The organism is Mesorhizobium sp. BR1-1-4 (genome assembly GCF_020165375.1).
Lineage (GTDB): Bacteria > Pseudomonadota > Alphaproteobacteria > Rhizobiales > Rhizobiaceae > Mesorhizobium > Mesorhizobium australicum.
The window spans coordinates 43298-56856 of record NZ_JAIUIB010000007.1; the positions used below are offsets into that span (position 1 = coordinate 43298).

Sequence of the window (13559 nt, forward strand, 5' to 3'; positions counted from 1 at the left end):
CATCATCACACCTGCAAAATCGAGGAAACCAGCAATTGCGTGTAGGGCGCGCGCGGGTCGTCGAGGACGCGGTCGGTGAGGCCGCTTTCGACGACGCGGCCGTCCTTCATCACCATCATGCGCTGCGACAGCAGCCGCGCCACGGCGAGGTCGTGGGTGACGACGATCGCGGCAAGGCCGAGGTCCGTGACCAGGCCGCGCAAGAGATCAAGCAGGCGGGCCTGCACCGAGACATCCAGGCCGCCGGTCGGCTCATCCATGAACACCAGCCGTGGCCCGGTGACGAGATTGCGGGCGATCTGCAGCCGCTGACGCATGCCGCCGGAAAAGGCGCGCGGTTCGTCGTCGATGCGGTCTTCCTCGATCTCGACGCGCGACAGCCAGTCGACCGCGGTAGCGCGGATCTTGCCGTAGTGGCGGTCGCCGACCGCCATCAGCCGTTCGCCGACATTGGCGCCGGCCGAGACCGTCATGCGCAGGCCGTCGGCTGGGTTCTGATGGACAAAGCCCCAGTCGGTGCGCATCAGGAAGCGGCGCTCGGCCTCGCTCATGCGGTAGAGCTCGCGGAACTGGCCGTCGCGCATGCGGTAGCTGGCTGTGCCGGAGGAAGGCAGCAGCCGCGTCGACAGGCAGTTGAGCAGCGTCGTCTTGCCGGAGCCGGACTCACCGACGACAGCCAGAACCTCGCCCGGCCACAGGTCGAAGGAGACATTGTCGCAGCCGACCCGCGAGCCATAGAACTTGGAGAGCGCCGAGACGCGCAGCAGCGGTTCGTCGGTCATTGCGCCGGCTCCATGTTTCCTGCTGCAAGATCGGTTTCGGGGGCAAGGTGGCCGCGATGGCCGTCGGCGCGCCGCTTCTCGCAATAATCGGTGTCGGAGCAGACGAACATGTGGCCGCCATGGTCGTCGAGGATGACCTCGTCGAGATAGACATTCTCGGCCGCGCACAGCGCACAGGGCTGATCGAAAGTCTGCACCTCGAACGGATGATCCTCGAAGTCGAGGCTCACCACATCGGTGAAGGGCGGCACGGCGTAGATGCGCTTTTCGCGGCCGGCGCCGAACAGCTGCAGGGCCGGCGAGCGGTGCATCTTGGGATTGTCGAATTTTGGCGTCGGCGACGGGTCCATCACATAGCGGCCCTCGATCTTGACCGGATAGGCATAGGTGGTGGCGATGCGGCCGTGCTTGGCGATGTCCTCATAGAGCTTCACATGCATGAGGCCGTATTCTTCCAGCGCATGCATTTTCCGCGTTTCGGTCTCGCGCGGCTCGAGGAAGCGCAGCGGTTCGGGGATGGGCACCTGGTAGACCAGCACCTGGCCCGCCGTGAGTGGATGTTCGGGGATGCGGTGACGGGTCTGGATGATGGTGGCGGTGGCGGTATCGGTGGTGACCGCGACGTTAGCGACTTTCTTGAAGAAGGCGCGGATCGACACGGCATTGGTGGTGTCGTCGGCGCCCTGGTCGATGACCTTGAGCACATCGTCGGGGCCGATAATCGACGCGGTGACCTGCACGCCGCCAGTGCCCCAGCCATAGGGCATCGGCATTTCGCGCGAGGCGAACGGCACCTGGTAGCCCGGAATGGCGATGCCCTTGAGGATCGCGCGGCGTATCATCCGCTTGGTCTGCTCGTCGAGATAGGCGAAGTTGTAGGTGGCGATGTTTGTCGGTTGCGCAGTCATTCCGCTGCCTCCTTTTTTTCTTCCGCCTTCGCTGGATTTTCGCGTGCTTCGTACTCGGCGCGCATGCGACGTACGAGATCGAGTTCGGCCTGGAAGTCGACGTAGTGCGGCAGCTTCAGGTGCTCGACGAAGCCGGTGGCCTGGACATTGTCGGAGTGCGAGATGACGAACTCCTCGTCCTGGGCGGCGGCGACGATATCCTCGCCGAGCTCGGAGGCGCGCAAGGCGCGGTCGCAGAGCGCCATGGCCATCGCCTTGCGTTCGCTCTGGCCGAAGACGAGGCCGTAGCCGCGGGTGAATTGCGGCGGCGCCTTGGCCGAGCCCTTGAACTGGTTGACCATCTGGCATTCGGTGACGCGCACCGTGCCGAGCGGCACGGCGAAGGGCAGTTCGGGAACGTCGAGTTCCAGTTCGACCTCGCCGATGCGGATTTCGCCGACGAAGGGATGGTTGCGGGCATAGCCGCGCTGGGTGGAATAGCCGAGCGCCAGCAGAAAACCCTCGTCGCCGCGCGACAGTGCCTGCAGGCGGATGTCGCGCGCCATCGGGAATTCCAGCGGCTCGCGGGTGATGTCGCCGGGCACATGGTCCTGCGGCATCTGGCCATCCGGTTCGATCAGACCTTCACGGGCGAGGATCGCCGAGACGCGCGGCATCGCCTGCGCTTCCGTCTCGCGCTGCAAGGGCTCGGCGACATCGGCGCCAGCGGCAAGTTCAGGGTCGAGCAGCCGATGCGTGTAGTCGAAGGTCGGGCCGAGCAACTGGCCGCCTGGCAGATCCTTGTAGGTCGCCGAGACGCGCCGTTCGACCAGCATGGCGCCGGTGTCGATCGGCTTGCTGTAGCCGAAGCGCGGCAGCGTTGTGCGATAGGCGCGGACCAGGAAGATCGCCTCGATCATGTCGCCGCGCGCCTGAACGATGGCTAGCGCGGCCAGTTCACGGTCATAGAGCGAGCCTTCGCTCATCACCCTGTCGACGCCGAGCGCCAGCTGTTCGACGATCTGGTCGAGGCGAAGTGCGGGCACCGAGCGGTCGCCGCGCCGGCGATCGGCGAGCAGGCTGTGGGCGTTGGCAATGGCGGCCTCGCCGCCTTTTACCGCGACATACATTTTACACCTCCATCGTCTTGATGCGCGTCGTGCGCGGCAGGCAGGCTATGCCGTCCGATGTGGCGAGGATGATGTCGACGCCGCGCGGAAAGCGCCTGATATTCTGCTTCCACTGCTCGACGAAATGGCGCGGCATCCGTGCCGGCGCGATCGTGGCGCTGGTTTCGATGCCCGGGCCTTCCAGCAGTAACGGAGTGCCTGAAACGAGGTCGCCGACCTGCAGGATCAGCGTCGTCGATCGGTCGGGATAATCCTGCGTGCCCTGCGAAAAACCGTCGAGCGCCATCATCTCGGCCGGCGTGGCAACAAACGCGAAATGCGCGTCGGCCGGCGTGTTGGCCAGCGGCGCGCCTGTGTGGAAACCAAGCCAGGACCCGATCGCGGCGGAGGCATGCAGGGGAGGGTCGAGCCAGAGCGGCGTGTCGTTGTCGCATAGCGCCAGTGCTACGGCGCCCGACGTCGCCGAGAGCGGAGCCGGTGGGCGGGCCAGGGGTGGCAAGGGGTGGACACTGCCCGGCCGCGCTATGGCATCCATGACGGCCCGAAACACGGTCTGAGCGTTGAAGACCGGATCGGCGAAACCGCCCTCGATCGATTGCGCAGCGATATCCATCAATCTTCTCCGCGAACCATGGTGAAGAAATCCACCTTCGTTGCCGCCGTCTCGGCGCGGCGTTTTTCCTGGGCAGCGGCAAGCGCCGACCGCAAAGGCGCGATCAGCCTGGTCTCGACCTCGGTGCGGCGGGCAGGGTCCTGCCAGAGCGCGTCGGCTATTGCTCCCAGCTTCGCCTTCTGCTTGTCGCGGCCAAGCGCGTAGCAATGGCCGACCTGCCCGGATGGCAGCCGGACAGTGGCACGCGTGACGGTCGCCTCGCCGACATTGAAGGGCGCGCCGCCGCCGCCGATGCGGCCACGCAGCGTGACCAGGCCCGTCTCGGGACCGCGCAGAAGTTCGGCTTGCGAAGGCAGGCCGGACTCGTTCCAGAGCCGCACGATGTCGTCGCCGCTCGATTGCGCCAGCGTCGCCATGGCGGCCTTGCGCTCGGCCTGGTCGCGGCCTTCCTGTCCTCGCATCGCCAACTTCCTCTCAGCTAAATTTGTCTATTGATATAGACAACTATACAAATTATACATATTACCTAACGCGAGTCCATGACGGGTGCGTGACAGGCCGGGGGGCAAAACATGATCGGGCATGATGTGGCCGACAGCATCGAGCGGCGCAGCGGCGTCTCACTGTGGCGCCAGATCGCCGACAGGATCCTGCAATCCATCGCCGCCGGCGATTTCGCCGAAAACGCCGCGCTGCCGCCCGAAGTCGCGCTGGCCGAGCGCTACGGCGTCAACCGTCACACCGTACGCAGCGCCATATCGGCCCTCGTGCAGGAGGGCGTGCTGCGGGCCGAGCAGGGACGCGGCACCTTCGTCCTGTCACGCAAGCGGCTGTCCTATCCGATTGGCGCGCGGACACGCTTTTCGGCTGGCCTGCAGGGGCAGACGTCGGAACGGCACATCGTGCTGCTCGCTTCGTCGGTCGAGCCCGCCAGCCAGCGCGTGGCCGAAGGCCTTGGCCTTGCCAGGGGTGCCGAGGTGATCCGGTTGGAGACACGCGGCGAGGCTGACGGACGGCCAGTGTCGCGCGCCGCTGGATGGTTCGATGCCCGGCGCTTTGCCGGCATCGACAAGGCGATGGCGCAAACCGGTTCTATCACCGCCTCGCTCGCACGTTTCGGTATCGACGATTATCTCAGGCAATCGACCGTGCTCTCGGCGCGCCATGCCGACGCCGCCGATCTCGCCGATCTCGATCTGCAGCCGGGCGCCATCGTGCTGGTCACGGTTGCGGTCAACGTCACACCCGACGGCCAGCCGATCCAGTTTTCGGAGTCGCGTTTTCCGGCCGAGCGGGTGGAGTTGAAGCTGTCGGCGCTGTAGGGCTATCCGATCTCGATCACGGCCTTGATCAGGCCCGACTTTTCATGCGCCCAGCGTGCGAGATCTCCTGGCGTATCGGCCAGCGTGGTGCGGTGGGTGACAAGCTTGGCCAACGGCACGGCACCATTGCGGATCGAGGCCGCGACATGGTCGAAGTCGGCGCGCAACGCATTGCGGCTGCCGATCAATGTCATTTCTCGCTTGTGGAACTCGGGATCGGAAAAAACAATATCGTCCTTGACGACGCTGACCAGCACCAGCGCTCCGCCATGCGCGACGTGGGCAAAGGCAGATTGAACCGATCGCGTGTTGCCGGTGGCGTCGAAGACCACGTCGAAGCCTTCGCCGTCGGTCGCATCACGCACCAGATCGGACACGGGTCCTTGCGAGCCGTCGAGAATCGAAAAGCCGAGTTCACTCGCCGCGAAGACCAGTCTTTCGGTGCTCATGTCGAGAAGTGTCACGTCCAACCCGGCAATGCGGGCGAAGATAGCGGTGCCGAGCCCGATCGGGCCGGCGCCGATGACCAGGGTGCGGGCGCCAGGCTCGGCCCGGGCGCGCCGGACGGCATGCGCCCCGATGGCCAGGAATTCGACGGCGGCGGCGTCGGCGAGCGACAGGCCGTTGGTGGGATAGAGATTCTTAGCCGGCACCAGGACCTGTTCGCACATCGCGCCGTCGCGGTGCACGCCGAGCACTTCGATCCTGACACAGCAATTGGGCTTGCCGTGCCGGCAGGCGATGCATTTGCCGCAGGAAAGGTAGGGGTTGATGATCACCGGTTCGCCAAGGGCGAGGTCGACGCCTTCGCCCCGCTCGATCACGGTGCCGGAGACCTCATGGCCCATGATGCGGGGATAGACGAGGAACGGGTGCTTGCCCTCGAAGATATGGTAGTCGGTGCCACAGATGCCAACATGGCTGACCGCCACCAGAGCCCAGCCGGGAGGTGGGGCGCCGGGAGCCGGGTGGTCTTCGACAGCAAGGTCGCCGGGCGAGCGGCAGACGACGGCTTTCATGCTTTGATCCAGTCTGTTCAAGAAATCGCCGGCCCGCGCCAAGCCGGCGATCGATTGGAATGCGTCATTTGCCGCGGCGGCGCAGTCCGTCGAAGTAGACGATGATGATGATCAGCGCGCCGGTGATGATGCGCTGCCAGAACGAGTTGACGTTGAGCAGGTTGGCGCCGTTGTTGATGGTGGCCAGGATGAAGGCGCCAAGCAGCGGCCCGTGCACCGAGCCGACCGCGCCGAACAGCGAGGTGCCGCCGATGACCGAAGAGGCGATCGCCTGCAGTTCCCAGCCCTCGGCCTGGGTCGGGTTGCCGATGCCGATGCGGGCGGCGAGCAGCACGCCGACGAAGGCCGCGCACAGGCCGGACAGCGTATAAGCCATGTAGATGGTGCGCTGGACATTGACGCCGGACAGGCGCGAGGCCTCGGCGTTGGAGCCGACCGAAAAGAGGTAGCGGCCCCAACGGCTGTGATGCAGGAAGACATAGGCGGGCACACCCACCAGGATCACCATCCAGAACAAATTGGGGATGCCGATAAAGGAATTGCGCGAGAAGGCGGTAAAGCTGTCGCTGTTGATGTTGATCGAGTTGCCGTTGGTCATCAAAAGGCCGATGCCGCGCAGCGAGGTCAGCGTCGCCAGCGTGATGATGAACGGCGGCAAGCCCATCTTGACGATGCCGAAGCCATGGAAAAGGCCGATGGCGACACCGACGAGCAAGGTGATCAGGATGGCGACCGCGATCGGAACGCCGGCATTGATCAGCATGGCGACGACGACGGTGGCGAAGCCGACCACCGCGCCGACCGACAGATCGATGCCGCCGGTGATGATGACGAAGGTCTGGCCGACCGCCATGATGGCGATCATCGAGCCCTGCCGCAGAAGATTGGCGATGTTGTTACCCGAGGCGAAGCTTGGCGTCGCCAGGGACAGGACGATCCAGAGCAGCACCAGCAGCGCCAGCAGCGTCAGCCCGAACAGGACGTTGTAGTTGCGCTTCGGTTTTTCGGCGGGGATCGCCTCGATGCTCATGTCTGTCCTCCCAGTTTTTCTTGTTTCTCGGCGAGCGCCTGCGTGAGAATGTCCTCGTGACTGGCGGTGTGGAACCCGTGCGTGGCCACCAGCTTGCCGCGCCGGAACACGTGCAGCGTGTCGGCCAGTTCGTAGACCTCCGGCAAATAGGACGAGATCAGGATGATGCCGGCGCCCTTCGACAACAGCTCGCCGAACAGGCGATAGATCTCCGCCTTGGTGCCGACATCGACGCCGACCGTCGGCTCGTCGAAGATGAACAGCTTGGCGCCGTGCGCCAGCCATCTGCCGATGACGATCTTCTGCTGGTTGCCACCCGAAAGGCTCGACGCCAGCGCCCCGCGCGTCGGCGTCTTGATCCTCAGGCCGGCGATCTGACGGTCGGCCTCGGCCTTCTCTTTCGCGTTCGAGATCAACAGATTGCTGGAGATGCGCTTGTAGATCGGCAAATTGAGGTTGAGGCCGACCGGCAGATTGAGGCAAAGGCCCTGGTCGCGGCGGCTTTCCGGCGCCAGTGCCATGCCGAGCTTGATGGCGTCGTGCTCGGAGTTGATCTGGACGTCCTTGCCTTCCCACAGGATCTGGCCGGCCGACTTCTTATGACGTCCATAGAGCGAGGTGACGAACTCGCTGCGGCCGGCGCCGATCAGTCCGTAGAGGCCGACGATCTCACCGGCACGCACCATCATCGAGATGTTCTCGAAGCCTTTGCCCGACAGGTTCCTTGTTTCGACGATCGGAGCGCCCGGCGTGAAATGCTCCTTGTGATAGACCTGTTCGATAGAGCGGTTGATCATCATCTTGACCAGCTCGGCATCATTGGTCTCGGCGATATTGCGTGTGCCGACCAGCGTGCCGTCGCGCAGCACGGAAACCCGGTCGGCGAGTTCGAAGACCTCCTCCATGCGATGGCTGATGTAGATGATCGTCACGCCTTCACCCTTCAGGCGCCGGATCAGCGTGAAAAGCTGGTCGGCCTCCTTGCGGGTGAGGTAGGCCGTGGGTTCGTCGAAGATCAGGAATTTGGTGCCGCGCACCGTGGCGCGGGCAGCGGCGATCAGCTGTTGCTGGCCGATGGTGAGATCACCCAGCACGACATGCGCCGGCAGGTCGAAGCCGAGATCGTCGATGATCGTCTGCGCTTCCCTGACCATGGCGCGCTGCTGCAGGATGCCGAAACGGGAATTTTCCTCGCCAAGGAACATGTTGGCGGCGACCGTCAGGTGACGGCACAGCACGACTTCCTGGTGCACGGCATTGATGCCGAGCGCCATCGCTTCATGCGGCGTCGCCAGGGCTGCCGGCTGGCCTTCCCAGAGGACCTCGCCAGAGGTGCGCGGCATGACGCCGGTCAGGAGTTTGATGAGGGTCGATTTGCCGGCGCCGTTCTCTCCGACGATGGCGTGGATTTCGCCTGACTTGAAGGCGAGATTGACCGGCTTCAGCGCATGGGTGCCGGGGTAGCGTTTTTCCAGCCCGCGCAGTTCGAGGATGGTCCTGCCAGGTTCCAGCACGGGGGCCGGATGCAGTTCCTGCGCCGTCGGCGTCATGACAATCCTCCCAGATTGGCCTCGCGGTTGGCATTCGGCGAGGCTGCGGTCGTCTTTCAGGCAGCCCGGCCAAACGGGCTGATCGCCAAGCCGCTTTGGCGGCGGATGCTTCCGGGGCCTCTGGCCCCGGAAGCGGTTTTGAACGCCGGCTGCTTAGAGCTTGGGATTGAGCAGCGCGTCGATCTTAGGGTCCTTCATATTGGCCTTGGTCACCAGATTGGCGCCGGTGTCCACATTGGCCTCGACCTTCTCGCCCTTCGAGGCGGCGAGCGCGGTCTTGATGCCGTCATAGCCCATCCGGTAGGGATCCTGGACGACGAGGGCGGAAATGACGCCGTCGTTGAGGAACTTGATCAGCTTCTCGTCGCTGTCGAAGCCGACCAGCGCCAGCTTGCCGCCAAGGTTGTTCTCGGCGACGGCCTGGCCGACGCCCTGTGCCATGATCAGGTTAGAGGCGAAGATGCCCTTGAGGTTCGGATTGGCGGTGATCAGGTCGGTGGCGATGTTGAGGCCGGTGGTGGCCTGGCCGTCGGCGTATTTGTCGGCGACCAGCTTCAGGCCGGGATATTTTGCCTTGAGCTGCTCGGTGAAGCCCTGCTTGCGCTGTTCGAGCGAGCCGGCGCCGGGAGCGTTGGTGATCAGGGCGACGTCGCCCTCGATCTTGCCGCCATTGGCGGCGCCGATGGCGGCGGCAAGGCCGTCCGCGGCGACGCGTCCGCCCTGCACGTTGTCGGTGGTCAGGAACGAGGTGAAGGCCTTGGAGTCGGCGCCGGAGTCGATGCCGATGACCTTGACCTTGGCGGCCGCTTCATCGATCGGCTTGCCCAGCGCCTTGAACTCGGTGGGCGCGATCACGATCGCGGCCGGGTTGCTGGCGACGGCGTTCTCGAGGATCGAGACCTGGCCGTTGACGTCAGTCTCGGCCTGGGCGCCGAGTTCCGGCACGTTGATGCCGAGATCCTTGCCGGCCTTGCGGGCGCCGGCCAGAACGATCTGCCAGTAGAAGGACGTGGTGTCCTTGACAATGATCGGGATGGTCACATCCGCCGCCGAAACCGGTGCGGTATGCATGACGCCGGTGAGCATCGATGCTGCCGCCAGGGCCATGACGGCGCGGCGGTTGAGAATGTTGGTCACGAATTTCATAGGATCCTCCCTAAGTCGCCCGGTGAACGTTAACGGAAGCTCCGTCCGGATAGGCGTGGCCCAAACAGAACTTTATCAATAAAAAACAGTTGCACCGTTTTGATAGTGCATCGATCCAGCCGATGCAAGCGGTGTTTCAGCCAGTTCTCCAACTGCCCGACAATGACTCCCCCAGCGGCGGCTCTCCCTTGTCGCGGTCAGGCGCTCCCGTTTCCGTTCTGTGAAGGTATGGAATATTAATTCCATAGATCAGTCAACATGGAATATTCATTCTTCTCTGGATCGCGACATCGCGAAGGCGGGTCGCGCGCCCGTGCACATCGCGAAGATGCGCTTCAATGCAGTTCCTGCACCACCGTGTAGGGACGATACCTGGCATAGTCCGTCTCCGGCACGTCGATATCGAGCAGTTCGAGGTTGCGCGTCAGGTTTGCCAATTTTGCGGTACCGGTCAGCACAGTGGCGACCGCGGGTTCGTGCAAAGGAAACTGGAACGCGGCGGCGGGCAGCGGGTAGCCACCTTCAGCGGCGATCTTCTCCATGGCGTCGACACGGTCGAGAACATCGCGGCTGGCGGGCTGGTAGTCGAAATGCGCCCCTTGCACCGGCCCGGTCGCCAATATGCCTGAGTTGAAAACCCCGCCAATGACAAGCGAGGTGCGTTGCGCCCGGCACAGCGGCAGCAATTCGGCTTCCGCGCTGCGGTCGAGCAAGGAATAGCGGCTGGCGAGCAGGATGCAGTCGAGCGGCGCGCGGCGCATCACGTCGAGGCAGATCTGGACTTCATTGACGCCGAGCCCGTAGGCGGAAATCGTGCCGGCCCGCTTCAGCTCCTCGAGCGCCTTGAGGCCGCCGTCCATCAACTGGCGAAAGTGCAATTTGGTTTTCTCGACACCGTGCGTGTAAACGCCGATATCGTGGACAAACAGGATGTCTATCCTGTTTAGCCCAAGGCGCGCATAGCTGAACTCGACCGAGCGCATGATGCCGTCATAGGAATAGTCGTAGTCCAGCGCGAAGGGCAGCGGATCGACATAGGAGTGGTCTGGCACCTGATCTTCGGGCACCGGGTGAAGCAGGCGGCCGACCTTGGTCGACAACACATAGGAATCACGTGGCTTGTAGCGCAGGAAATCGCCGAAGCGCCGTTCCGACAGGCCGAAACCGTAGAAGGGCGCGGTGTCGAAATAGCGCAGGCCCGCCTCCCACGCGCCCTGCAGCGTTTCCATCGCCGCTTCGCGCGAACACGCCCGGTAGAGGCCGCCGATCGCGGCGCCGCCGAAACTGACTTCGGTGACCTCCAACGCGGTCTGGCCGATGCGGCGTTTTTCCATGCGCAACCTCCCTATCCCGGCCACTTGTCCGGCCGGGCAGTCTATCAGATATCAATCGAAATCAGAGCGTCGCGCCGAGATGCCAGGGCACGAATTCGTTGTCCCCGTAGCCAAAATCCTCGCTCTTGGTCTTCCGGCCCGAAGCCGTCTCGACGATCAGTTCGAAGATCTCGCGGCCCATGCCGGCAATGGTCTTTTCGCCGGAGGCGATGACGCCGCAATTGACGTCCATGTCCTCTTCCATCTGGTGATACATGGTCGAGTTGGTGGCGACCTTGATCGAGGGGGTCGGCCGGCAGCCGAAGCAGGAGCCGCGGCCGGTGGTGAAGACGATGACATTGGCGCCGCCCGCGACCTGACCGGTGGCAGAGACCGGGTCGTAGCCGGGCGTATCCATGAACACCAGCCCATTGCCGGTGACCTTCTCGGCGTAGCCGAAGACGCCGTTAAGCGGCGTCTGGCCGCCCTTGGCGACCGCGCCCAGCGACTTTTCCAGGATGGTGGTTAGGCCGCCGCGCTTGTTGCCGGGCGACGGATTGTTGTCGATCGAGGCGCCATGCTTGGCGACGTGATCCTCCCACCATTTCACGTAGCCATCGAGCTTCTTGGCGACCTCGGGGCTTGCGGCGCGATAGGCGAGCAGGTGCTCGGCGCCATAGATTTCCGTCGTCTCGGAGAGGATGCCGATGCCGCCGACGCCAGCGAGGATGTCGACGGCCGCACCCAGCGCCGGATTGGCGGTGATACCCGACATGCCATCGGAGCCGCCGCATTGCAGGCCGACGACGATCTCGCTGACGGGGATCGGCTCGCGCTTCAACTGGCCGACTTCCTCGGCGATCTCGGCCAGCACGCCCATCGCCTTTTCGACCGATTTGCGCGACCCGCCGGCATCCTGGATGTTGAAGTGGCGCTTGCCGGCGGCGGCACCCTTCTGGCCGTAAAGCGTGAGCTGGTTGACCTCGCAGCCGAGCCCGACCATCAGCACGCCGCCGAAATTCGGGTGGCGGGCATAGCCGGCAAGCGTGCGGTGCAGCACCATCATGCCGTCGCCGGTGCCGCTCATGCCGCAGCCCTGGCCGTGGACGATGGGCACGAAGCCATCGATCCCGGGATATTTCGGCAAAAGGGTCCGGTTGGCGGTGTCGGCGATCGAATGGCAGACGGTGGCCGAGCAATTGACGCTGGCGATGATGCCGATGAAGTTGCGCGTGCCGGCGCGGCCGTCGGCGCGGCGATAGCCCATGAATGTCCGGGCGCGGTCCGCTTCAGTCGCATGCTCGGCCTCGCTTGGCGGCACCACGGGGAGGCGGCCGGCCTCGAAGACCAGATTGTGCGAATGGACATGCTCGCCGGGCGCGATGTCCTGCGTGGCGCGACCGATCGCCTGAGCGTATTTGACCACGGCTTCACCCGCGGCAATCGGCTTGATCGCCACCTTGTGGCCGGGCTCGATGACGGTGGCAGCGAGCGCACCGCCCGGCAGCGCGGTGCCGATCTCGATGCGGCCATTGGCAACGGCGACATTGTCGGCGGGGGACAGAAGAATGGTATTCGAGACGTTCACGGGCGGTTTCCTGGGTGATCCTGGATGCGCGGATTGACACGCGCCTATTAAGAGATAATGTCTTTTATCGTGAAAAAACAGTTTTGCGTCAATTGTTTTTTCACGGCGGTTCCGCTCTGGGTAAGTGGTGGCGCTGCAGACGATGGAACGTCATATTGCGCTTCAAGCCGGCCGCTGCAAGCGCTGGCGTGCAACGGGTCAGGGATGTCGAAGAGCAACAACGTCTACAAGGACGCCTATAACCGTTGTCTGAGGCTGCTCGACGAGACGCGCAGCCTGCCTTCGGAACCGGAACTTGGCGCCTTGCTGGGAGTCAGCCGCACGACCGTGCGCAGCATCCTGGCGCGCATGGAAGAGACCGGGCTGATCGCCTGGAACAAGCGCGCCAAGACGGTGCTGCGCAATCCACGTTCGGATGATTTCTTTCCCGAGGAAGAGACCGACACGCTGGCCGAGATCATCGAACGGTCCTTCATGCGCAGGCTGCTGGCCGGCGGCGCCGAGGCCGGCATGCAGATCAACGAGCTCGAACTGGCGCGCGAGATCGGCGTCGGCACCACCAGCGTACGCGAGTTCCTGATCCGCTTCTCCCGCTTCGGCCTGATCGAAAAACGCCGCAACAGCCATTGGGTGCTGAAAGGCTTCACGCGGGCCTTCGCGCTGGAACTGACCGAGATCCGCGAAATGTTCGAATTGCGCTCGGCCGCCGCCTTCACGGCGCTGCCGCAGGACAGTCCGGTATGGGGCGATCTCGATCGGCTGGAAGGGGAACACCGCGTTCTGGCACGCGAGATCGCGACGCGTTTCAATGAGTTCTCGGAGCTGGACGAGCGCTTGCACCGGCTCATTCATCGCGCCTCACGCAACCGCTTCATCGTCGATTTCTACGACGTCATCGCCATGATCTTCCACTACCACTACCAGTGGAACAAGGCACAGGAACGCGAGCGCAACGAAGTCGCGATCGGCGAGCATCTTGCCTATATCGAGGCGCTCAAGTCGCGCGATCTCGGCAAGGTCGATGCCGCCTGCCGCAAGCACCTGAAGTCGGCCCGCCAGACATTGCTGACCTCCATCCCGGAAAGCCGGCCATCCCAAAAGAACTGATCCTGCCGTGTTGCCGCAGCATGGAATTGACGATTTTCGACCTCTGGCTGCCGTGGTAGGGATAGTCATCGA

General features: G+C 64.0%; 13 protein-coding genes. 2 read left to right on the forward strand and 11 right to left on the reverse strand.

Annotated elements, in window-relative coordinates:
* Positions 1-5 precede the first annotated feature (5 nt).
* Genes phnK through phnG form a run of 5 tightly spaced genes read right to left on the reverse strand, consistent with a single transcriptional unit; the run spans position 6 to position 3873 of the window.
* Complete coding sequence (phnK, locus tag LB571_RS16560; protein WP_015315654.1) at positions 6-782, reverse strand: phosphonate C-P lyase system protein PhnK; 777 nt, start codon at positions 780-782, stop codon at positions 6-8.
* Positions 779-1690: an alpha-D-ribose 1-methylphosphonate 5-phosphate C-P-lyase PhnJ gene (locus LB571_RS16565; RefSeq protein ID WP_224596045.1), complete on the reverse strand. Its 912-nt coding sequence runs from the start codon at positions 1688-1690 to the stop codon at positions 779-781. Before LB571_RS16565 ends, phnK begins: the two co-directional genes overlap by 4 nt.
* A complete protein-coding gene (locus LB571_RS16570) occupies positions 1687-2799 on the reverse strand; it encodes a carbon-phosphorus lyase complex subunit PhnI (RefSeq protein ID WP_224528985.1) in 1113 nt (370 codons plus the stop codon). The genes LB571_RS16565 and LB571_RS16570 overlap by 4 nt, the downstream gene beginning before the upstream one ends.
* A gap of 1 nt (position 2800) precedes the next feature.
* Positions 2801-3412, reverse strand: a complete 612-nt coding sequence (gene phnH, locus LB571_RS16575) for a phosphonate C-P lyase system protein PhnH (protein WP_224596049.1) — start codon at positions 3410-3412, stop codon at positions 2801-2803.
* On the reverse strand, positions 3412-3873 hold the full coding sequence (phnG, locus tag LB571_RS16580) for a phosphonate C-P lyase system protein PhnG (protein ID WP_224596052.1): 462 nt from the start codon (positions 3871-3873) through the stop codon (positions 3412-3414). The genes phnH and phnG overlap by 1 nt, the downstream gene beginning before the upstream one ends.
* Positions 3874-3984: 111 nt before the next feature.
* On the opposite strand from phnG, the gene phnF reads away from it, so the two are divergent.
* A complete protein-coding gene (gene phnF / locus LB571_RS16585) occupies positions 3985-4734 on the forward strand; it encodes a phosphonate metabolism transcriptional regulator PhnF (RefSeq protein ID WP_015315659.1) in 750 nt (249 codons plus the stop codon).
* Between the two features lie 2 nt (positions 4735-4736).
* Here the strand turns inward: phnF and LB571_RS16590 are convergent, their stop codons facing one another.
* The 6 genes from LB571_RS16590 to LB571_RS16615 all read right to left on the reverse strand — a co-directional run bounded on the left by LB571_RS16590 (position 4737) and on the right by LB571_RS16615 (position 12380).
* Positions 4737-5753, reverse strand: a complete 1017-nt coding sequence (locus LB571_RS16590) for a zinc-binding alcohol dehydrogenase family protein (protein WP_140823915.1) — start codon at positions 5751-5753, stop codon at positions 4737-4739.
* A gap of 64 nt (positions 5754-5817) precedes the next feature.
* Positions 5818-6783, reverse strand: coding sequence for an ABC transporter permease (locus LB571_RS16595; protein ID WP_015315661.1), 966 nt, complete (start codon positions 6781-6783; stop codon positions 5818-5820).
* Positions 6780-8333, reverse strand: a complete 1554-nt coding sequence (locus LB571_RS16600; RefSeq protein WP_224596055.1) for a sugar ABC transporter ATP-binding protein — start codon at positions 8331-8333, stop codon at positions 6780-6782. Before LB571_RS16600 ends, LB571_RS16595 begins: the two co-directional genes overlap by 4 nt.
* Before the next feature lie 153 nt (positions 8334-8486).
* On the reverse strand, positions 8487-9479 hold the full coding sequence (locus LB571_RS16605) for an ABC transporter substrate-binding protein (protein WP_224596058.1): 993 nt from the start codon (positions 9477-9479) through the stop codon (positions 8487-8489).
* A gap of 335 nt (positions 9480-9814) precedes the next feature.
* On the reverse strand, positions 9815-10813 hold the full coding sequence (locus LB571_RS16610) for an aldo/keto reductase (RefSeq protein WP_015315664.1): 999 nt from the start codon (positions 10811-10813) through the stop codon (positions 9815-9817).
* Positions 10814-10874: 61 nt separating this feature from the next.
* Entirely contained in the window at positions 10875-12380 is a 1506-nt protein-coding gene (locus tag LB571_RS16615) for a UxaA family hydrolase (RefSeq protein ID WP_015315665.1), read from the reverse strand.
* 204 nt (positions 12381-12584) lie between these two features.
* Between LB571_RS16615 and LB571_RS16620 the strand changes: the two genes are divergently transcribed.
* Complete coding sequence (locus tag LB571_RS16620) at positions 12585-13487, forward strand: GntR family transcriptional regulator (protein ID WP_224596063.1); 903 nt, start codon at positions 12585-12587, stop codon at positions 13485-13487.
* The last annotated feature ends 72 nt before the right edge of the window (positions 13488-13559 follow it).